The sequence below is a fragment of the Kosakonia quasisacchari genome (genome assembly GCF_004331415.1).
Lineage (GTDB): Bacteria > Pseudomonadota > Gammaproteobacteria > Enterobacterales > Enterobacteriaceae > Kosakonia > Kosakonia quasisacchari.
Window position 1 is genome coordinate 1 of the sequence record NZ_SJOP01000019.1, and the last position, 19,834, is coordinate 19,834.

General features: G+C 53.7%; 21 protein-coding genes and 1 other annotated feature. Of the genes, 9 read left to right on the forward strand and 12 right to left on the reverse strand.

Annotated elements, in window-relative coordinates; genetic code table 11:
* Positions 1 to 115 precede the first annotated feature (115 nt).
* Positions 116 to 1,120, reverse strand: a complete 1,005-nt coding sequence (locus tag E0L21_RS18400) for an NAD-dependent epimerase (RefSeq protein ID WP_131412020.1) — start codon at positions 1,118 to 1,120, stop codon at positions 116 to 118.
* Between the two features lie 207 nt (positions 1,121 to 1,327).
* On the opposite strand from E0L21_RS18400, the gene wzzB reads away from it, so the two are divergent.
* A complete protein-coding gene (gene wzzB, locus E0L21_RS18405; protein ID WP_131412022.1) occupies positions 1,328 to 2,311 on the forward strand; it encodes an LPS O-antigen chain length determinant protein WzzB in 984 nt (327 codons plus the stop codon).
* A 40-nt stretch (positions 2,312 to 2,351) separates the two neighbouring features.
* On the opposite strand, the gene hisIE is transcribed toward wzzB, so the two are convergent.
* The 9 genes from hisIE to hisL form a co-directional block, all read right to left on the reverse strand.
* Positions 2,352 to 2,963 carry a bifunctional phosphoribosyl-AMP cyclohydrolase/phosphoribosyl-ATP diphosphatase HisIE gene (gene hisIE / locus E0L21_RS18410; RefSeq protein ID WP_131412024.1) on the reverse strand — a complete coding sequence of 204 codons (612 nt, stop codon included), beginning with the start codon at positions 2,961 to 2,963 and terminating at the stop codon, positions 2,352 to 2,354.
* Positions 2,957 to 3,733: an imidazole glycerol phosphate synthase subunit HisF gene (hisF, locus tag E0L21_RS18415; RefSeq protein WP_131412026.1), complete on the reverse strand. Its 777-nt coding sequence runs from the start codon at positions 3,731 to 3,733 to the stop codon at positions 2,957 to 2,959. Before hisF ends, hisIE begins: the two co-directional genes overlap by 7 nt.
* Positions 3,715 to 4,452 carry a 1-(5-phosphoribosyl)-5-[(5-phosphoribosylamino)methylideneamino]imidazole-4-carboxamide isomerase gene (hisA, locus tag E0L21_RS18420; RefSeq protein WP_131412028.1) on the reverse strand — a complete coding sequence of 246 codons (738 nt, stop codon included), beginning with the start codon at positions 4,450 to 4,452 and terminating at the stop codon, positions 3,715 to 3,717. Before hisA ends, hisF begins: the two co-directional genes overlap by 19 nt.
* Complete coding sequence (hisH, locus tag E0L21_RS18425; protein ID WP_131412030.1) at positions 4,452 to 5,042, reverse strand: imidazole glycerol phosphate synthase subunit HisH; 591 nt, start codon at positions 5,040 to 5,042, stop codon at positions 4,452 to 4,454. Before hisH ends, hisA begins: the two co-directional genes overlap by 1 nt.
* Complete coding sequence (gene hisB, locus E0L21_RS18430) at positions 5,042 to 6,109, reverse strand: bifunctional histidinol-phosphatase/imidazoleglycerol-phosphate dehydratase HisB (RefSeq protein ID WP_131412032.1); 1,068 nt, start codon at positions 6,107 to 6,109, stop codon at positions 5,042 to 5,044. Before hisB ends, hisH begins: the two co-directional genes overlap by 1 nt.
* The gene (gene hisC / locus E0L21_RS18435) at positions 6,106 to 7,167 is read right to left on the reverse strand and encodes a histidinol-phosphate transaminase (RefSeq protein ID WP_131412034.1); all 1,062 of its coding nucleotides are present in this window, start codon (positions 7,165 to 7,167) and stop codon (positions 6,106 to 6,108) included. The genes hisB and hisC overlap by 4 nt, the downstream gene beginning before the upstream one ends.
* Complete coding sequence (gene hisD, locus E0L21_RS18440; RefSeq protein WP_131412036.1) at positions 7,164 to 8,468, reverse strand: histidinol dehydrogenase; 1,305 nt, start codon at positions 8,466 to 8,468, stop codon at positions 7,164 to 7,166. The genes hisC and hisD overlap by 4 nt, the downstream gene beginning before the upstream one ends.
* Before the next feature lie 4 nt (positions 8,469 to 8,472).
* Positions 8,473 to 9,372 carry an ATP phosphoribosyltransferase gene (gene hisG, locus E0L21_RS18445; protein ID WP_017458451.1) on the reverse strand — a complete coding sequence of 300 codons (900 nt, stop codon included), beginning with the start codon at positions 9,370 to 9,372 and terminating at the stop codon, positions 8,473 to 8,475.
* A gap of 35 nt (positions 9,373 to 9,407) precedes the next feature.
* Positions 9,408 to 9,530, reverse strand: a sequence feature (His leader region).
* The gene (gene hisL, locus E0L21_RS18450; RefSeq protein WP_001364200.1) at positions 9,506 to 9,556 is read right to left on the reverse strand and encodes a his operon leader peptide; all 51 of its coding nucleotides are present in this window, start codon (positions 9,554 to 9,556) and stop codon (positions 9,506 to 9,508) included. (Overlaps the previous feature by 25 nt.)
* 175 nt (positions 9,557 to 9,731) lie before the next feature.
* On the opposite strand from hisL, the gene E0L21_RS18455 reads away from it, so the two are divergent.
* From E0L21_RS18455 to tsuB, 4 genes are all read left to right on the forward strand, one after another.
* Positions 9,732 to 10,559 carry an SDR family oxidoreductase gene (locus E0L21_RS18455; RefSeq protein ID WP_131412037.1) on the forward strand — a complete coding sequence of 276 codons (828 nt, stop codon included), beginning with the start codon at positions 9,732 to 9,734 and terminating at the stop codon, positions 10,557 to 10,559.
* Positions 10,560 to 10,897: 338 nt separating this feature from the next.
* Positions 10,898 to 12,259, forward strand: coding sequence for an APC family permease (locus tag E0L21_RS18465; protein WP_165501929.1), 1,362 nt, complete (start codon positions 10,898 to 10,900; stop codon positions 12,257 to 12,259).
* Between the two features lie 167 nt (positions 12,260 to 12,426).
* Entirely contained in the window at positions 12,427 to 13,479 is a 1,053-nt protein-coding gene (tsuA, locus tag E0L21_RS18470; protein WP_131412040.1) for a thiosulfate utilization transporter TsuA/YeeE, read from the forward strand.
* A gap of 15 nt (positions 13,480 to 13,494) precedes the next feature.
* Positions 13,495 to 13,722 carry a thiosulfate utilization sulfurtransferase TsuB/YeeD gene (gene tsuB / locus E0L21_RS18475; protein WP_131412042.1) on the forward strand — a complete coding sequence of 76 codons (228 nt, stop codon included), beginning with the start codon at positions 13,495 to 13,497 and terminating at the stop codon, positions 13,720 to 13,722.
* A 32-nt stretch (positions 13,723 to 13,754) separates the two neighbouring features.
* On the opposite strand, the gene sbcB is transcribed toward tsuB, so the two are convergent.
* Complete coding sequence (gene sbcB, locus E0L21_RS18480; RefSeq protein ID WP_131412044.1) at positions 13,755 to 15,179, reverse strand: exodeoxyribonuclease I; 1,425 nt, start codon at positions 15,177 to 15,179, stop codon at positions 13,755 to 13,757.
* Positions 15,180 to 15,389: 210 nt separating this feature from the next.
* Between sbcB and dacD the strand changes: the two genes are divergently transcribed.
* The 4 genes from dacD to E0L21_RS18500 all read left to right on the forward strand — a co-directional run bounded on the left by dacD (position 15,390) and on the right by E0L21_RS18500 (position 18,832).
* Positions 15,390 to 16,550: a serine-type D-Ala-D-Ala carboxypeptidase DacD gene (gene dacD, locus E0L21_RS18485; protein WP_131412046.1), complete on the forward strand. Its 1,161-nt coding sequence runs from the start codon at positions 15,390 to 15,392 to the stop codon at positions 16,548 to 16,550.
* A 121-nt stretch (positions 16,551 to 16,671) separates the two neighbouring features.
* Positions 16,672 to 17,145: a DNA gyrase inhibitor SbmC gene (gene sbmC, locus E0L21_RS18490; RefSeq protein ID WP_131412048.1), complete on the forward strand. Its 474-nt coding sequence runs from the start codon at positions 16,672 to 16,674 to the stop codon at positions 17,143 to 17,145.
* 126 nt (positions 17,146 to 17,271) lie between these two features.
* Entirely contained in the window at positions 17,272 to 18,330 is a 1,059-nt protein-coding gene (locus E0L21_RS18495; RefSeq protein ID WP_131412050.1) for an FUSC family protein, read from the forward strand.
* A 166-nt stretch (positions 18,331 to 18,496) separates the two neighbouring features.
* Positions 18,497 to 18,832, forward strand: a complete 336-nt coding sequence (locus tag E0L21_RS18500) for a DUF496 family protein (protein WP_017458442.1) — start codon at positions 18,497 to 18,499, stop codon at positions 18,830 to 18,832.
* 31 nt (positions 18,833 to 18,863) lie between these two features.
* Here the strand turns inward: E0L21_RS18500 and E0L21_RS18505 are convergent, their stop codons facing one another.
* Positions 18,864 to 19,724 carry an L-threonine kinase gene (locus tag E0L21_RS18505; RefSeq protein ID WP_131412052.1) on the reverse strand — a complete coding sequence of 287 codons (861 nt, stop codon included), beginning with the start codon at positions 19,722 to 19,724 and terminating at the stop codon, positions 18,864 to 18,866.
* Positions 19,725 to 19,834 lie beyond the last annotated feature (110 nt).

Here is a 19,834-nt window from a genome sequence, read left to right on the forward strand (position 1 = left end):
TGGCTCCTGTCGGGGATGAACCCCGACAAGGGGATATGGCGAGGGCCTATCGAAACATCATCATGGTGTATTAATGATGTTTCTGGGGATCACTCAGCCCGTCAGGGCCGTTTTTTTACACGTGATAAAAATCTCTGTACCAGTCAACAAAGCGCTTCACACCGTCTCTGACTGAAGTCTGGGGCTTAAAGCCTGTCACGGTATACAGCGGTTGGGTGTCTGCGCTCGTTTCCAGCACATCGCCGGGCTGTATCGGCATCATGTTTTTCTGCGCTTCAATACCCAACGCTTCTTCCAGCGCAGTAATGTAATCCATCAACTCAACCGGGGAACTGTTGCCAATGTTATAAACATGGTAAGGCGCGGAGCTGGTCGCCGGCGAGCCGCTTTCGACGGTCCAGTTAGCATTCGGTTGCGGGATCACATCCTGCATACGGATAATCGCTTCCACGATATCGTCAATGTAGGTGAAATCGCGCTTCATCTTGCCGTAGTTGTAGACATCTATGTTCTTACCTTCAAGCATAGCTTTAGTGAACTTGAACAGCGCCATGTCCGGGCGTCCCCATGGGCCATAAACCGTAAAGAAACGCAGGCCGGTGGTAGGCAAGCCATAGAGATGCGAGTAGGTATGCGACATCAGTTCATTGGCTTTTTTCGTCGCCGCGTAGAGTGATACCGGGTGGTCAACCGAGTCCTCGGTGGAGAACGGCATCTTACGGTTTAAGCCATAAACGGAGCTGGAGGAAGCATACAGCAGGTGCTGCACTTTATGATGACGGCAGCCTTCAAGTACGTTCAGATGTCCAATTAGATTAGATTCTGCGTAGACGTGCGGGTTTTCCAGCGAGTAACGCACGCCAGCTTGTGCAGCGAGATGAATAACGCGATCGAATTTCTCACTGGCAAACAACTGCGCCATCCCCTCGCGGTCAGCGAGATCGATTTTATGGAACTGGAAAGCGGGTGAGGCCAATAAATCAAGACGCGCCTGTTTCAGACTGACATCGTAATAGTCGTTGAGGTTATCAATGCCCACCACCTGATGGCCCGCCTGCAGCAAGCGTTCGCTGACGTGATAACCGATAAACCCGGCAGCGCCGGTGACCAAAAATTTCATCTCTCATCCCTTCTGATATCAAAAACAGCAATCCCTTATTGTATGATGATGGTCGTGCGATCGCTATCAGTTATAAATACAGAAATTACTTATAGTCTCTGAGTAATATGTAAGTAATAAAATGTCGAAAAAATTCTATGGTGAACGAGGCAATGTCGTTAAACTTGCACTCCGTCGGTATATTTTACATTCCGCATTAAGGTTACTATGACACTCGAAAAGAAAAACACGTCTGTAAGACGCGATGATGATAGTGAAGGCATTGATTTATTTGATATAGTCCTGCATATCTGGCGCGGAAAATGGATTGTGACGCTATTTATTGTTATCAGCCTCATTATCGCTGGGGCCTATTTAGCTGTAACGAAGGAAAAGTGGACTTCTATTGCTGTGATCAGTTCCCCTGATGCCGGACAAATTGCGGGTTATTCCAATGCGATGAGCATATTAAGTAACGACGAAAAGTATGACATCGCAGGTATCCAACAGCGCGTGATTGGCCGATTTAATTCCGCATTTGCAGCATTATCGGAAACCCTTGGCAATCAGGAACCCCCCGAAAAACTGACCATTGATACTGCGGTTCAGGGGCAATCACTGCCGCTAAAGGTTACCTATCAGGGGATAACAGCCAAGGATGCACAGCAAAAACTGGCGCAATATATTGAAAAAGTCGATCAGCAAATCGCCAAAGAGCTGATTGATGATTTACAAACCAGTGTAAAATCCCGCACACGCGACTTAGTTGAGTCGCTGTCGACTCAGGAAAAAGTCGCACAAGAACAAAAAGATCTCAGAATTAAACAGATTGCCCAAGCGCTTTCTGTCGCTAAAGAAGCTGAAGTCCGCTCCCCGCAAGTACGACAAACGGAAAACGTATCTCAGGACACGCTGTTTCTGCTTGGCAGCGCGGCACTGGAGTCGATGATCAAGAATGAGTCATCGCGTCCACTAATATTCTCTGATGATTACTACAAAACAAGAAAAAATCTTCTTAATATTCAGACGATTGTTGTCAATCCGCAGAATATCCATGCTTATCGTTATGTAATGAAACCAACTTTGCCAATCCGCCGCGATAGCCCTAAGCGAGCATTAACCATGATATTGGCGCTACTGCTGGGCACTATCGTTGGTTCCGGATTTATTCTCATGCGTAACGCATTCCGAAATCATCAATCGAAAGCATAAGCACAAAAAAACCGGGCAGCGCCCGGTTTTTTTATACCCGCTATTTATGCCGCTTGCGTAAATTCTCAATCACGGTGGTTAAATCAAGTTGCTGATCCTGCAGTAGCACCAGCAGGTGATACATCAGATCAGAGGCTTCGTTAGTCAGCTCTTCGCGGTCGTTTACGGTTGCCGCCAGTGCCGTTTCTACACCTTCTTCACCCACTTTCTGCGCGATACGTTTGGTGCCGCTGGCGTAGAGCTTGGCGGTGTAAGAACTTGCCGGGTCGGCCGTTTTGCGCGCTGCGAGCAGTTCTTCTAACTGGTAGAGAAACAACCACTGGTGACTGGTATCGCCAAAGCAGCTGGAGGTTCCCGTGTGGCAGGTTGGGCCGATAGGGTTAACAAGGACCAGCAACGTGTCGTTGTCGCAATCAGGGGCTATCTTCACCACATTAAGGAAATGACCCGAGGTTTCACCTTTGGTCCATAAACGCCCTTTAGTGCGGGAGAAAAAAGTGACTTTGCCGCTTTCCTGCGTTTTTGCCAGCGCCTCTTTGTTCATGTAACCCAGCATCAGCACTTCGCCGGAAACCGCATGTTGCACCACGGCGGGCAGCAGTCCGTCGGTTTTTTCCCAATCCAGTTGGGCCAGTTGTTGCTCTGTTAACATACCCTGATCTCCACGCCCTGGTCTGCCAGGTACGTTTTTAATTCACCAATATTGATTATCTGCTTGTGAAACACGGAAGCCGCCAGCGCGCCGTCAACGTTCGCATCGCGGAAGGCTTCCAGGAAATGCTCCATGGTGCCCGCGCCACCAGAAGCAATCAGTGGAACATGACACACCGCGCGCACTTTCTTCAGTTGTTCAAGGTCGTAGCCATTGCGCACGCCATCCTGGTTCATCATGTTCAGCACGATTTCCCCTGCGCCGCGCTTTTGCACTTCCTGCACCCAGTCCAGCGTTTCCCATTGCGTGACACGGGTGCGGCTCTCATCACCGGTATATTGATTGACGTGATATTTGCCTGTTTCGACGTCAAACCAGGTATCGATACCGACCACAATGCACTGCACACCGAAGCGATCTGCCAGCCGTGTGATTAACTCAGGATCGGCCAGCGCAGGGGAGTTAATCGAAATTTTATCTGCGCCAAACGAGAGGATTTTCGCCGCATCGTCAGCAGACTTAATCCCACCTGCGACACAGAAAGGAATATCAATCACTTCCGCCACGCGTGACACCCAGCTCTTATCCACCACGCGGCCATCGCTGGAGGCGGTGATGTCGTAGAACACCAGCTCGTCCGCACCTTCTTCAGCGTAGCGTTTTGCCAGCGGTACAATGTCGCCAATGACTTCGTGATTACGGAACTGCACGCCTTTCACCACCTGGCCATCACGCACGTCAAGACAAGGGATTATCCGTTTTGCCAGCATTGAATGGCCTCCTTCACCGTGAATTTACCTTCCAGCAGCGCCCGCCCAACAATCACGCCGCGCACGCCAGTACCGCGCAGGGCGGCAATATCCTTCAAATCCCCAATACCGCCGGACGACTGAAACGCCACTTGCGGCCAGCGGGCGCAAATCTCTTCATACAGAGAAACGTTCGAGCCAGCGAGCGTACCGTCGCGGGAAATATCGGTACACAGCACATGTTTGAGCCCAACAGTCAGATAGGTTTCCACCAGCGCTTCCAGCGTTACTCCGGAGTTCTCCTGCCAGCCGCTCACCGCGACCTGCTTCGTGCCTTGTTCATCAATGCGCACATCCAGCGCCAGCACCAGCTTGTCTGCGCCAAAGCGCGCAAACCAGCCTTTCACTACCTCAGGCGATTTTACCGCCGTCGAGCCGATAACCACGCGGGCAACCCCGGCAGTGAGCAGGGCGGCGACATCCTCTTCTGTGCGCACTCCACCGCCAACCTGCACCGGAACATTCACTCCGGCGACCAGCGTTTTCAGCAACGGGATCTGGCGTTTCGCCGGATCTTTCGCGCCGGTTAAATCGACGAGATGCAGCACTTGTGCGCCCTGGGCGGCATAATCCTGCAAGCGCGGCAGTGGGTCGTTGCCATAATCGCGCTGCTGTGCGTAGTCGCCCTGATGAAGACGTACGACGGTGCCGTCAATTAAATCTAAAGCCGGAATAATCATCACATCTCCAGGAAGTTTTTCAGCAGTTGCGCACCCGCGCGGCCGGAACGTTCCGGATGAAATTGCACGCCGTAGAAATTGTCTTTCTGCACGGCGGCAGTAAACGGCTCGCCATAATCGCAGCGGGCAATGGTGTACGCGTTCACCGGCATGGCGTAGCTGTGCACAAAGTAGAAATAAGCGCCGTCTTCGATGCCCTGGAACAGGCGGTTCCCGGCTTTTGCATAAACCTGGTTCCAGCCCATATGCGGCAGTGGCAGGCCAACGTCTTTCATCTTCGGCACATCCTGTTCGATGATGCCCAACATATCGACGCCGCGGGTCTCTTCGCTAAAACGCCCGAGCAGTTGCATTCCCAGGCAGATGCCGAGCACCGGCTGCGTACAGGCTTTCACCAGCTCGATCAGGTCGCGCTCGCGCAGCTGATCCATCGCGGCCTGCGCCGTTCCGACACCGGGTAAAAACAGTTTGTCTGCGCGCAGCACCACATCCGGGTCGCGGCTGACTTGCGGCTCGTAACCGTGGCGCGAGACGGCGGATTTCACCGAGTTCAGGTTGGCGCAGCCGGTATCGAGGATCACCACATTCATCACAGCACTCCTTTTGATGAGGGGAGCGTATCACCTTCCACACGTATCGCCTGGCGCAGCGTGCGACCAAATGCTTTAAATAAACTTTCCACGCGGTGGTGGTCGTTTTTGCCTTTGGTTTTGAGATGCAGCGTCACGGCCATGGTGTAAGAGAGCGAGCGGAAGAAGTGCTCGACCATTTCGGTGCTCAAATCGCCCACGCGCTGGTAGGCAAACTCTGCTTTATATTCGAGGTGTGGGCGGCCGGAAATGTCCAGCGCACAGCGCGCCAGGCACTCATCCATCGGTAACACAAAGCCAAAACGGTTGATGCCACGCTTGTCGCCGAGCGCCAGTTTAAGCGCTTCACCCAGTGCCAGCCCGGTATCTTCTACCGTGTGGTGATCGTCAATATAGAGATCGCCTTTCACCGCGATTTCCATGCGAAAACCGCCATGCGTCGCGATTTGATCAAGCATATGGTCGAAGAAACCGACGCCGGTGTGGATCTTGCTACCGCCTTCGCGATCCAGCCACACTTTGACATCAATCTGCGTCTCTTTGGTATTGCGCTCAACGTGCGCATAACGGTCGCGGCGCGTGAGTTGCTCACCAATCATCGCCCAGTTCAGCGTCTCAGGGTTGTATCGTAAACCGCCAATCGACATGTTGTTCGCCAGCTCAATATCAGTGGCGCGGTCGCCAATCACATAGCTATTCGCGCGATCGAGTGCGCCTTCTGCCAGCCAGCGTTCCACCAGCTTCACTTTTGGCTTACGGCAGTCGCACGCATTGGCAGGCAGGTGCGGGCAAATCAGCACCTCTTCAAATTCGATGCCCTGGGAGGTGAAGACCTGCATCATCAAGTTGTGCGGGCCATCGAAATCCGCTTGCGGGAAACTGCTGGTACCCAGACCATCCTGATTGGTGATCATCACCAGTTTGTAACCGGCTTTTTGCAGTTTCAGTAATACCGGGATGACCCCCGGCTCAAAGGCCAGTTTCTCGAATTTATCCACCTGATAATCGGAAGGGGGTTCGGAAATCAGGGTTCCATCACGGTCAATAAACAGGTACTTCTGGCTCATACTGGCTCCGCACGTAAGGCGTCAATGACGCGCTGGCTTTCTGCACGGGTGCCAATGGTGATGCGCAGGCAGCCGCTTAAAGAAGGTTGTTTGTTCTGGTCTCTCAGGATAATGCCTTGATCCCACAACGATTTAAACACTGCGCTGGAGGCAGTCAGGCGCACAAGAATATAGTTAGTCTCCGAGTCGAACACCTGCTCCACACACGGAATATCCCGCAGCGCGGTAATCAGATACTGGCGTTCAACCAGAATTTGCGCCACCCGCTCGCGCATCGCGACAATACCCTGCGGGCTGAGCGCTTGCGCGGCAATATCCGCCACCGGTGTAGAGAGCGGGTAGGGGGCAATCACTTTTAACAGCAGCGCGATCACGTCTTCATTTGCGAGGGTAAAACCGCAACGCAGGCCTGCCAGCGCAAACGCTTTAGAGAGGGTGCGCAGTACCACCAGATTCGGGTATTCACTGAGCCAGCCCGCCAGCGTGGCCTGCGGGCAAAACTCAATATAAGCTTCATCCGCCACAACAATCGCTTTGCCGCGCGTCATTTCAAGCAATACGCGGAAATCTTGCGGGTTGATAATCTGCCCGGTGGGGTTATTCGGGCTGCAAACGTAAATAACTTTGACGCCATCCAGTTTGTCGGCGATGCCTTGCAGATCCAGTTGCCAGTCAGCCAGCGCGGGCACGGTACGGTACTCCACCCCCAGCGTTTCGGCGCTGACGCTATACATGCCATAGGTCGGCGGGCAGAACAGCACTGCGTCTTTACCCGGTTCGCAAAATGCGCGGATCAATAACTCAATCCCTTCATCTGCACCACGGCTGACCAGCACTTGTTCCGGTTTTACGCCCGCATAGTGCGCATAGTTTTCTATTACCGCTTTTGGCTGGCACTCCGGGTAACGGTTTAACGTTTGCTGCGTCAGTTCGAAAGGTACCGCTGTCGGAAATTCATTGGCATTCAGCCAGACATCGCCTTTACCGCCAAGACGGCGAGCCGACTGATAGGGCGTCAGTTCGCGCACATTTTTACGCGCCAGTTCTTCAATGCTCATGCTTGCTCCTTCAGTGCCTTAACGCGCAACGTGACGGCGTTTTTGTGAGCGGTCAGGCGTTCTGCCGCCGCCAGCGTTTCAATGGTGCTTGCGAGCTGCGCGAAACCATCGCGGGAGAGTTCCTGCACCGTCATCCGTTTCTGGAAATCGGCCAGACCCAGGCTGGAACAGGTGGCGGTGTAACCGTAAGTGGGCAGCACGTGGTTAGTGCCGGAAGCGTAATCGCCTGCGGATTCCGGTGACCAGTCACCGAGAAACACCGAGCCTGCGCTGGTGATGCTCTCCACCAGCGAACGCGCATCGCGGGTCTGAATAATCAGGTGCTCCGGGCCGTATTGGTTGGAAATCGCCACGCATTGCGCTAAATCGCGTGCCACAATCAGGCGGCTGGCAGAGAGCGCCTGGCGAGCGGTTTCCGCGCGCGGCAGTTCCGCGAGCTGTCGTTCAACCGCCTCGGCTACACGGGTCGCCATCTCGCTGTCCGGCGTCAGCAGGATAACCTGTGAATCCGGGCCGTGCTCCGCCTGCGAAAGTAGATCGGAGGCGACAAAATCCGGCGTTGCGCCACTATCGGCGATGACCAGAACTTCGGAAGGGCCGGCGGGCATGTCGATTGCCGCGCCGTCCAGACGCTGGCTGACCTGGCGTTTGGCTTCGGTCACAAAAGCATTTCCAGGGCCAAAAATTTTGTCGACCTTCGCGATCGATTCGGTGCCAAAAGCCAGCGCGGCAATGGCTTGTGCGCCGCCCACTTTAAAAATCTCCTGCACACCGCAAAGCTTTGCGGCATAGAGAATTTCATCGGCAATCGGCGGCGGCGAGCAGAGCACCACTTTCTGGCAACCGGCAATACGCGCCGGTGTTGCCAACATTAATACGGTTGAAAACAGCGGGGCAGAACCGCCGGGAATATACAGACCAACCGAAGCGATAGGGCGGGTAACCTGCTGGCAGCGTACGCCCGGCAGGGTTTCAACATCTACCGTTTGCAGCTTTTGCGCAGTATGGAAGGTATCGATGTTTTTCACCGCTACAGCCATCGCTTGCTTGATGTCGTCACCCAGGCGCGCGCTGGCATCGGCGATTTCCTGTGCCGTGACTTTCAGTACGTCGACCTCAGTTTTGTCGAATTTGGCGCTGTATTCACGCAGGGCGTCATCGCCGCGCGCTTTAACCGTGTCGAGGATCTCAACCACGGTACGCGTGATGCTATCAGACGCAGAGATCGCCGGGCGCATCAGCAGGTCGCGTTGCTGCGCTTCGCTACAGCTGTTCCAGTCGATTACGGTATTGAAGCTCATGGTCTTACTCCATCATCTTCTCAATCGGCAGCACCAGAATGGAACTTGCCCCCAGCGCCTTCAGTTTTTCCATGGTTTCCCAGAACAGTGTTTCGCTGCTGACCATGTGCATTGCCACACGCTGCTGATCGCCCGCCAGCGGCAGGATAGTGGGGCGTTCCGCACCAGGCAGCAGGGCGATGACCTCTTCCAGACGCTCGCTTGGCGCATGCATCATAATGTATTTCGATTCACGCGCCTGAATAACGCCCTGAATACGCGTTAACAGCTTATCGATAAGCTGCTGTTTGGCATCGGTCATTTCACCGTCGCGCTGGATCAGACAGGCTTTCGAACGGTAAATCACTTCCACTTCACGCAGGCCATTGGCTTCGAGCGTCGCGCCGGTTGAAACCAGATCGCAAATCGCATCCGCCAGACCCGCACGCGGGGCGACTTCAACAGAACCATTTAACAGACAAGATCTGAAAGAGACGCCTTTCTGATCGAGATAGCGTTTTAACAGGTGCGGATAAGAGGTGGCGATACGTTTACCGTCCAGCGCTTGCGGGCCGTTCCAGCTTTCGTCAACCGGGGTTGCCAGCGACAGGCGGCAGCCGCCGAAATCGAGGCGACGCAGGGTGAAATAGCGCGGGTCTTCACCCTGTGCGCGGCGGGTCAGCAACTCTTCTTCCAGCACGTTTTCGCCGATGATGCCCAAATCAACGACACCGTCCATCACAAGGCCAGGAATGTCATCGTCGCGTACGCGCAGAATATCAATCGGCATATTTTCCGCCAGGGCGATCAGGCGCTGGGTGTGCAGGTTAATTTTAATCCCGCAGCGGGCCAGTAGTTCGCGTGAATCTTCGCTCAGGCGGCCGGATTTCTGAATAGCTATGCGTAAGCGCGAGTTGTCTAACATTCTGTTGTCCTCTTTTATCCTGCTAAATTTGGTTCAAAAAAAAGCCCCCGGAAGAAGATCTTCCGGGGGCTTTCTCTGCGTTCATGCACCACTGGAAGATCCAAACGTCTTCCAGCACACACCGCCTGAAAGACTAGTCAGGATGATGGTGATGATGGTGGTGTTTAAATTGAACGCGGGTCATAAAATTCTCGATGAATGTTTATTCATAAGTTGTCAGTTAACGTAAACCACTTTGGTCGCCGAAGGCAAGGGCTTTTTTTTATCATTAAATCATTTCATATTCGTTCTATGAATTGTCAGTTATCACTGGCTGGCGTAGCCTTAAACAGGTGGAAGCGAGAGTGCAGGGGAAAGGCATGAAAAAGGTCGCGATTATCGGATTAGGATGGCTGGGAATGCCGCTGGCGCTGTCATTAACGGCGCGAGGCTGGCAAGTTACCGGCAGTAAAACCAGCCAGGATGGCGTCGAGGCGGCGCGTATGTGCGGCATCGAAAGCTATGTGCTCAACCTTGAACCAGAATTAGTCTGCGAATCGGACGATCTTGATGCGCTGATGCAGGTCGATGCGTTAGTCATCACCCTCCCGGCGCGTCGCAGTGGCCCCGGCGAAGAGTTCTATCTGCAAGCGATGCAGGAGATTGTCGACAGCGCGCTGGCTTATCGTATACCGCGCATTATTTTTACCAGTTCCACCTCGGTTTATGGCGATGCGCCCGGCATCATCAAAGAAAACACGCCGCGCCAGCCCGTTACCGCAAGCGGACGGGTGCTGAAAGAGCTGGAAGACTGGCTGCATAATTTGCCCGGCACATCGGTGGATATTTTGCGTCTGGCAGGGCTGGTGGGGCCGGCGCGCCATCCGGGGCGTTTCCTGGCGGGAAAAACGGCACCTAACGGCCAGCACGGCGTTAACTTGGTGCATCTCGAGGATGTGGTCGCAGCGATTACGTTGCTGCTGCAGGCGCCGAAAGGCGGGCATATCTACAATCTCTGCGCGCCGGGACATCCGTCACGCGAAAGTTTCTACCCGGCAATGGCGCGACAGCTTGGCCTGGTGCCGCCCAATTTCACTGCATCCTGCAGCGATGATGAGAAGGGAAAAATCATAGACGGCAGCCGTATTTGCCATGAACTGGGTTTTGAATATCTCTATCCGGATCCGATGCAGATGCCGCTGGCGTGATTTTTTAGCAATTAGTGCTATTAAAATGTTTAATAATTCAGCAATAGCCTAAAATTCATGCACTTAGTTGTATAAAAAGTGCAGGATAGGTCTTACCGTATTGTCATACTGCTTCAAGATGGTGCAAAATACGCCGCTGCAAAAAAATGAAGAGACTAACCGACGTTAACCCGTCGGTTATTTTTTTTGCAAGCACAAACGTCATTCAATAAAAGAGGCCGGGCTTCGTACCGGATAGATACACATTTAAAAACCGACAGTCGTTGTCGCTGAGGAAATAACACAAATGGGGCAATTTTTTGCTTTTGCGCCGGCACTCGCCGTTCAGGAGAATAGCCATGACGCATAACGTTACTCCAAAAACCTCTCGCGTGGAATTACGTAAGACGCTTACGTTGATTCCGGTTGTAATGATGGGCCTGGCCTATATGCAGCCAATGACGCTGTTCGATACGTTTGGTATCGTCTCTGGCCTGACCGATGGCCACGTGGCAACCGCGTATGCCTTTGCGTTGGTCGCTATCCTCTTTACTGCGCTGAGCTACGGCAAGCTGGTACGCCGCTTCCCGTCTGCTGGTTCTGCGTATACCTACGCCCAGAAATCCATCTCCCCGGCCGTCGGTTTTATGGTGGGCTGGTCATCGCTGCTGGACTATTTGTTCATGCCGATGATCAACATTCTGCTGGCGAAAATTTACTTTGAAGCGCTGGTGCCTTCGGTGCCGTCGTGGATTTTCGTGGTGGCGCTGGTGGCTTTTATGACGGCCTCCAACCTGCGCAGCATCAAAACCGTGGCGAACTTCAACACCTTGATCGTTATCCTGCAAATGGGGATTGTCGCCGTTATCGTTGGGTTGATCATCTACGGCGTTTCCCACGGGGAAGGCGCTGGTACGCTGGTCAGTTCCCGCCCGTTCTGGTCTGAAGGTGCTCATGTCGTGCCGATGATCACTGGCGCAACTATCCTGTGCTTCTCGTTTCTGGGCTTTGATGGCATTTCTTCCCTTTCTGAAGAAACCAAAGATGCGGAGCGTGTGATTCCGCGCGCCATCTTCCTGACCGCGCTGATCGGCGGCATGGTATTTATCGGGGCATCTTACTTCCTGCAACTTTACTTCCCGGACATCTCCCGCTTTAAAGAGCCAGATGCTTCTCAGCCGGAAATCATGCTGTATGTTGCAGGTAAAACCTTCCAGTGGGGCGTGCTGATTTTCTCCAGCGTGACTGTGCTGGCGTCCGGTATGGCCGCACATGCAGGCGTTTCCCGTCTGATGTATGTGATGGGTCGCGATGGCGTATTCCCGACCCGTTTCTTCGGTTATATCCATCCGAAATGGCGTACTCCGGCGTGGAACGTGCTGCTGGTTGGTGCAATTGCGCTGCTGGCGATCCGTTTTGATCTGGTAACGGCCACGGCGCTGATTAACTTTGGTGCGCTCGTTGCGTTTACCTTCGTTAACTTGTCGGTGATATCCCAGTTCTGGATCCGCGAAAAACGCAACAAGACGCTGAAAGAGCACTTCAACTATCTGGTGTTGCCGGTATGCGGTGCGCTGACGGTTGGCGCGCTGTGGATCAACCTTGAGCAAAGCTCGATGATCCTGGGGCTTATCTGGGGCGCTATTGGCCTGGTTTACCTGGCGTGTGTGACGCGCAGCTTCCGCAATCCAGTCCCGCAGTACGAAGATATCGCGCAGTAAATTTTCTTCTGCACATCTAAAAAGCCGGAGCGTTGTCTCCGGCTTTTTTGTATCGGTTACTTCCCTATTAATAACCTGGCAAACTAAGTTAGATAATTTCGTTATTGGTTCCCGCCATGCTGCACGTGGAAAATTCACGATCTGGTTTTTCTGACGTAGCTACCGTTATGTTTTCAATGATGTTAAGTGGATTGATTTGCGGCGCACTGCTGGGGTTTGTGATGCAGCGCGGGCGCTTCTGCCTGACCGGTGGGTTTCGCGATATGTACATCGCGAAAAATAACCGTATGTTTTATGCCCTGTTGATTGCCATCGCCATTCAAAGCGTTGGTGTTTTTGCATTAATCCAGAGCGGAGTGCTGCAATACAATGCCGGTGCGTTCCCGTGGCTTGGCACTGTTGTTGGCGGTTACATTTTCGGGCTGGGGATTGTCTATGCTGGCGGTTGCGCCACAGGTACCTGGTACCGTGCGGGTGAAGGGCTGATAGGGAGCTGGATTGCGCTGTTTACCTATATGGTGATGAGCGCGGTAATGCGCTCTCCGCATGCCGACGGCATTAATGGGCTGCTAAAAACCTACAGCACGGAACATAACTCGATTGCCGAAACCTTCGGTGTTTCCGTCTGGCCTTTTATCGCACTGCTGCTTGTCGTCACGCTGTGGGCGGTCACCAGAGAGCTGCGTAAGCCGAAGCTGAAGATTGCTTCATTACCGCCGCGTCGTACCGGGCTTGCGCACCTGCTGTTTGAAAAGCGCTGGCATCCCTTTGTCACTGCGGTACTGATTGGTCTTATCGCGCTGCTCGCCTGGCCACTTAGTGAAGCCAGCGGTCGTATGTTTGGCTTAGGCATTACCTCGCCGACCGCCAACATCTTACAGTTCCTGGTCACAGGGCAGAGTAAGTTCCTCAACTGGGGCGTCTTCCTGGTACTGGGCATTTTTCTGGGTTCGTTTATTGCCGCGAAAGCCAGCCGCGAGTTTCGCGTACGCGCGGCGGATGCGCAAACCACGTTGCGCAGCGGGTTTGGTGGCCTGCTGATGGGCGTGGGAGCCAGTATGGCTGGCGGCTGTTCGATTGGTAATGGTCTGGTGATGACCGCGATGATGACCTGGCAGGGCTGGGTCGGGCTGGCGTTTATGATCCTTGGCGTATGGACGGCGTCATGGTTTTTGTATGTCCGTCCGCAGCGCAAAGCGAAACTGGCGGCGGCGGCTTAACTTACAGGAGCTGTTATGGCTGTAAAAAAACTGGACGTGGTAACGCAGGTTTGCCCGTTTCCTCTGATAGAAGCAAAAGCGGCGCTGGCGGAGATGGCCCGTGGCGATGAACTGATTATTGCGTTCGACTGCACCCAGGCGACCGAAGCTATCCCACAATGGGCGGCGGAAGAGGGCCACACCATTACGGATTACCAACAGGTTGGCGATGCCGCCTGGCGTATTACCGTGCAGAAGGCGTAAGCCGATGCCCTCCCGTTACCGGGAGGGCACTCTCAGACAATCTCTTCGGCGTACTGCCACAGCGCTTTTAACAGCGACTGCTTTTCACTGTCACCTTCATATTGCTGGAACAGCGCCTGCAGCGCTTCGGCGTAGTGTTGCAAAAACTCCGGGGTTAAGACGTTGCGGCGATGGGTAAGCCAGCGCTGCTGTTCATGCTCATCCAGCGTGCCGGGGAAGTTACGCGCCCGGTAGTTAAACAGCAATTTTTCAATACGCGCATCGGCAAAGGTGATGTCCAGTGCGGGCAGGTTACGCGGCTCGGTTTCCAGCAAAATCTTCATCGCAGCGCGGTCAGCATCGCTGAAAAAGCCGTTGTAGATTTGTGCATCTACGTTATCTGAAGGAACAAACGGTTCCGCCTCGGCGAAAATCGCCAACACTTTCTCGCGCACCTGCGGGTTATCGCGCAGGATTTGCAAATTATCCAGACACTGCTGAAGGTTAATGCCCAGCCGCTCTGCGTCTTGCGGGCGCAGCGTGTTAGCCTGCGCCAGGATCGGGCACTTATTCAGATGCACCAGCTTGACCGGAACCGCCGCTCTTTCACCCAGTTCCGCTTTCGGCGTATACAGCCGTTCGCGCAGCGCATCGGTGTCCAGTTCCAGCAGCGGCGACATGTCACCGGCCAGATCCACCATAATCACCGCGTTGCGGTTTTCCGGATGCCAGGCCAGAGGCGCCACCCAACTGGTGTTGCCGCGCCAGGCACCAAACATCCCGGAGACATGCACCAGCGGTTTCATTTGTGGCACATCAATCAGCGTCGCCAGCTTCTGCTTATGGCGATGGCTGAACAGATAGTCGAACAGCTTCGGCTGTTTCGCTTTTACCAGTTGCGCCATGGCGATAGTGGCGTAAACATCTGCCATTGCATCGTGGGCGTTCGTATGTTCGATACCGTTGGCTTTAGTCAGATGTTCAAGACGAAAACTGGGCAGACCATCCTCGTTTTCCGGCCAGTTAATCCCGTCCGGGCGCAGGGCGTAGCAGGCGCGCATGACGTCCAGCAGATCCCAGCGTGAATTGTGGTTTTGCCAGCTCCAGGCATAAGGATCGTAGAAGTTGCGGTAGAAAATATTGCGCGTCACTTCGTCATCAAAACGCACATTGTTGTAACCGAGCACACAGGTGTTCGGCACGGTGAACAAATCGTGAATACGTTTAGCGAAAGCCGCTTCGTTCTCGCCTTTAGCGCGCGCTATTTGCGGCGTAATGCCGGTTATTAGCACCGCTTCCGGCTGCGGCAGATAGTCGTCCGCCGGTTTGCAATAGAAGACTTCCGGTTCGCCAATAATGTTGAAATTCGCGTCGGTGCGAATCGCGGCGAACTGCGCAGGGCGATCCAGCGCCGGGCTGGTACCGAAAGTTTCATAATCGTGAAAGAGAAAAGTGGGCGTTGCGGCGGAATCAGACACCAGATGCTCATCCTGTCAGTAAATATGCCCACTATGGTAAACCATCCCGGCGCGTGTGCCGAAGGAAAACCGGTCATTCTTCCGCAGACCTTCGCAAAAACAGGTGCTTAAAATCGATCTGTGTCACACTTTTTTGCAATTTAACCAGGTAACGACACACGAAGTTCCGTAAAAAGAACGACGATTTCAGATGCTACTGAGGATATTTCATTGAAACGCCGTTTGTTTGCTGCTTCTTTGCTGGCGGTATGCGTTAACCACGCTTACGCCGACGACTTACCTTTTGCCCCTCAGCCCCCGGCAATTCAGGCTGGCTCCTGGGTATTGATGGACTACACCACCGGGCAAATCTTAACAGCGGGCAATGAACATCAGCAACGTAACCCGGCGAGCCTGACCAAACTGATGACCGGCTACGTGGTTGACCGCGCTATCGATAGCCACCGCATCAGCGCTGATGATGTCGTCACCGTCGGAAAAGACGCTTGGGCAAAAGGAAACCCGGTGTTCGATGGTTCTTCACTAATGTTTCTTAAACCGGGCGATCGCCTGACGGTGCGCGACTTGAGCCGTGGTTTGATTGTTGATTCCGGTAACGATGCCTGCGTGGCGCTGGCGGATCACGTGGCGGGCGGGCAACCGCAATTTGTCACTATGATGAATGATTACGTCCAGAAGCTGAATCTGCGCGATACCCATTTTGAAACCGTACACGGGCTGGATGCACCAGGCCAGCACAGCTCTGCGTATGATCTGGCGGTACTCTCCCGCGCCATCATTCATGGCGAGCCGGATTTCTATCATATGTACAGTGAAAAAAGCCTGACGTGGAACGGCATTACCCAGCAAAACCGCAACGGTTTGTTATGGGATAAGACGCTGAACGTTGATGGGCTGAAAACCGGTCACACGTCTGGCGCGGGCTTTAACCTGATCGCCTCAAGCGTGGACGGAGAGCGGCGTTTGATTGCGGTGGTCATGGGCGCAGACAGCCCGAAAGGGCGTGAAGACCAGGCGCGTAAGCTGCTGCACTGGGGCCAGCAGAATTTTAACACCGTGGAAATTCTGCGTAACGGTAAAAAAGTGGGCAGTGAACGGGTGTGGTACGGCGATAAAGAACAGGTTGATGTCGGCACCGATCAGGATTACTGGCTGGTGCTGCCCAAAGCGGAACTGCAAAACGTGAAAGCTAAATATGTGCTGGACAATAAAGAGCTGGATGCCCCGCTTGCCGCGCATCAGCGCGTGGGTGAAATCCAGCTTTTTGACCGCGATAAAGTGATAGCCCATTGGCCATTGGTTACGCTGGATAGCGTTGGCAAAGGCGGTTGGTTCTCGCGTTTGAGCGATTACCTCCATCATAAAAGCTGACACCGTCAAGCGTTGGCTGGAAGGCATGCGAGCTTGCTCTCATAATTGAGTTGTTGCAGATGGCAGGCGCAGGCCTGCCAGTTATACTGTATGTTCGAACAGTAACACTAAGGGAGTTAGTATGAGCTACACAGTCAAGCAGTGTGAAAAACGCCGTATTGCCGGGTTTCATCTGGTCGGGCCGTGGGACGAGAAAGTTAAACAGGGATTTGCGCAGCTGTCGATGTGGGTTGATAACAAGCAGATCCAGCCGTTGGAGTGGATTTGTGTTTATTACGACAACCCGGATGAAGTACCCGCAGAAAAATTGCGGGCGGATGTGGCGATCACCGTTGACGATGCGTTTCAGGTGCCAGCCAACAGCGAAGGGGTGATGACCACAGAGGTTCCGGGTGGCCAGTACGCGGTGGCGCAGGCACGGGTTTACAACGAAGAGTTTGCAGCCAGCTGGGATCTTTTTTTCGATGAGTTGCTCACCGATCAGGCATTACAAATTTCGGCCGGACCCTGTTTCGAAGTCTATCGCAACGACGGTCAGCGCGACGGTTACTGGGAAATCGAGATGTATATTCCGGTAGAGCCGAAAGTGCTGTAAGCAGTAAACGCGCGCAAAGGGACGTCAGGATCAAGCTGGCGTCTCTTTTTTGTTTAAAAAGGTGATATCTGCCACTGAAAAATCCTACAATTGCGCCTCTTTTTATTTCTAACCCGGAGAACGGGCGTGCGTCGCGATAAATCACTCAGCCTTTTTGAAATCCGTCTTTACCGCCATTATCGCGTCGTACACGGTGTGCGCATTGCATTGGCTTTTGTGCTGACTTTCCTGCTGATCCGCCTGCTGGATGTGCCGGAAGGTACCTGGCCATTAATCACGCTGGTGGTGCTGATGGGACCAATTTCCTTTTGGGGTAACGTTGTACCGCGCGCGTTTGAGCGCATCGGCGGAACCATCTTCGGCGCTGCATTGGGGCTGGTGGCATTAAGGCTGGAACTGATTTCTTTGCCGGTGATGCTGGTGTGGTGTGCCGTTGCGATGTTTATATGCGGCTGGCTGGCGCTCGGTAAAAAGCCTTATCAGGCGCTGATTATCGGCGTGACGCTCTCGGTGGTGGTCGGCGCGCCGACCGGGGATATGCATACCGCATTGTGGCGCAGCGGCGATGTGATTATTGGTTCGTTGTTGGCGATGCTGTTCACCGGCATCTGGCCGCAGCGGGCTTTTTTGCACTGGCGCATTCAGATGGCGAATTACGTCACGGCGTTTAACCGGGTCTATCAGGCGGGTTTATCACGCAACCTGGTGGAGCGGCCGCGTCTGGAAAAACACCTGCAAAAAATTCTCAATGACGTGGTAAAAATGCGCGGCTTAATCACGCCAGCCAGTAAAGAGACCCATATCCAGAAAGCGATTTTTGAAGCTATCCAGACTGTCAGCCGTAATTTGGTGTGCATGCTGGAGTTGCAAATCAACGCCCACTGGAGCTCGCGCGCCAGCCATTTTGTCATGATCAATGCCAATACTCTGCGTGAAACGCAGCAGATGACGCAGCAGACGTTGCTGACCATTGCCCACGCGTTGTATGAAGGCAACCCGCAGCCGATTCTGGCAAACACGGAAAAGCTCAACGAGATTGTCACCGAGTTACGCCAGTTAAGCCGCGAACATCAAGGAGATGCGCTGGCCGAAACGTCTATTCATGGTTATGTCTGGTTAAGCCTGGAATTAGCGCGTCAACTGGAATTGTTATCGCATTTGATTTGCCGGGCATTGCGCAAATAAGCGGCAGATAGCCGCCGGACACAGTCTGGTTGTTTCGATTCAGCTGGATTTGTGGTTATGATAGAGAAAAGGAAAAATTATTGTCATATGCAACCGCTTTGGGTAGGTTTGCCTCTAAGCTTGTTGCGTTAACGAATCCGAATCTCACATTATCAGGGGTGTAAAAATGGAAACAACCAAGCCTTCGTTCCAGGATGTTCTGGAGTTTGTGCGTCTGTTCCGCCGCAAGAATAAGTTGCAGCGTGAAATTCAGGACGTTGAGAAGAAGATCCGTGATAACCAGAAGCGTGTTCTGCTGCTGGATAACCTCAGCGATTACATCAAACCGGGCATGAGCGTTGAAGCCATTCAGGGCATTATCGCCAGCATGAAAACCGACTACGAAGATCGCGTAGATGATTACATCATCAAAAACGCCGAGCTGTCGAAAGAACGTCGTGACATTTCCAAGAAACTGAAAACCATGGGCGAACTGAAGTCGGTTGAAGCAAAGACCGAATAATGCCTCGCGGTGAGAGGTTCGCCTCTCACCCCTATTTCACGCCGCCCGCCACCATCTCCAACAAATAGCTTTTTGGCCAGTGTACCGCCAGTTCCCTCTTCGCTAGAAAACTGCAAACCGCTTCCACATCATGACGTGCTGAATCAAGAAACAAACCCACCACGCTCCCGCTATGCGCCACGTTCAGACCGTACAAATCGAATCGTTCCACCAGATTGAGCAGGGTATTGAACGCCGGTTTTTGCAATAGCGCCTGGCTGGCTATCGCGCTGAGTGTTGCGGCTTCGCCCAGCAGTGCGGCATCATTTTTCGCGCAAGCGCGTTGTAGCGTTTGCCATGCTCTGTCCAGAGTGCCCGCATTGTCGAGCAGCGCCTGCTGGCGCGCCATCCGGTGATAATCTGCGGTCGTCAGTGTCAGCGGGCTCTCCAGCAGCAGAACCTCGCTGTGCGGAAGTGTGCCACAGGGAATGCGGGTCGCTGCGGTGTTATGGTCAAACAGCGTCAGGCCCGAAAACAGCGTGCTGTCGGTCGGCTCCAGCGTCACGCAGAGCTGAGCCAGTGTTTCTTCATCCAGCGGCTGATTAAGATGTCGGGCAGCCGCTACGGCTGTCGCCGCAATATCGGCAGTGCTGCTGGCCATGCCTTTCGCCACCGGAATGGTGGAGCGGCAGTCGATACGCAGCGTTGACGAGAGGGACGCGGGAAGTTGCCAGTGCGCCAGCAACAGTTTGATCATCGCGCGGGTGAGCGGGCGCTCTTTGGCCAGTGGCGTGCCGGTGGTGACTTCCACATGGCTGTACCACGCCACCGGGCAGGAGACCAGCTTTTCGCCGCCGAGTATCCAGCCCTGGATTATTTCGCCGCAGGATGCGGGACATGCTGCCTGCGCCACGGTTATCCCCCTAAAAAATAAAACGGATAGTGTCATTTCATCCCGTCGAATGCCAGCATTAACGCCGCGTTGGCATGTCTCCACCCGAGCACGAAGATATTTCGACATTG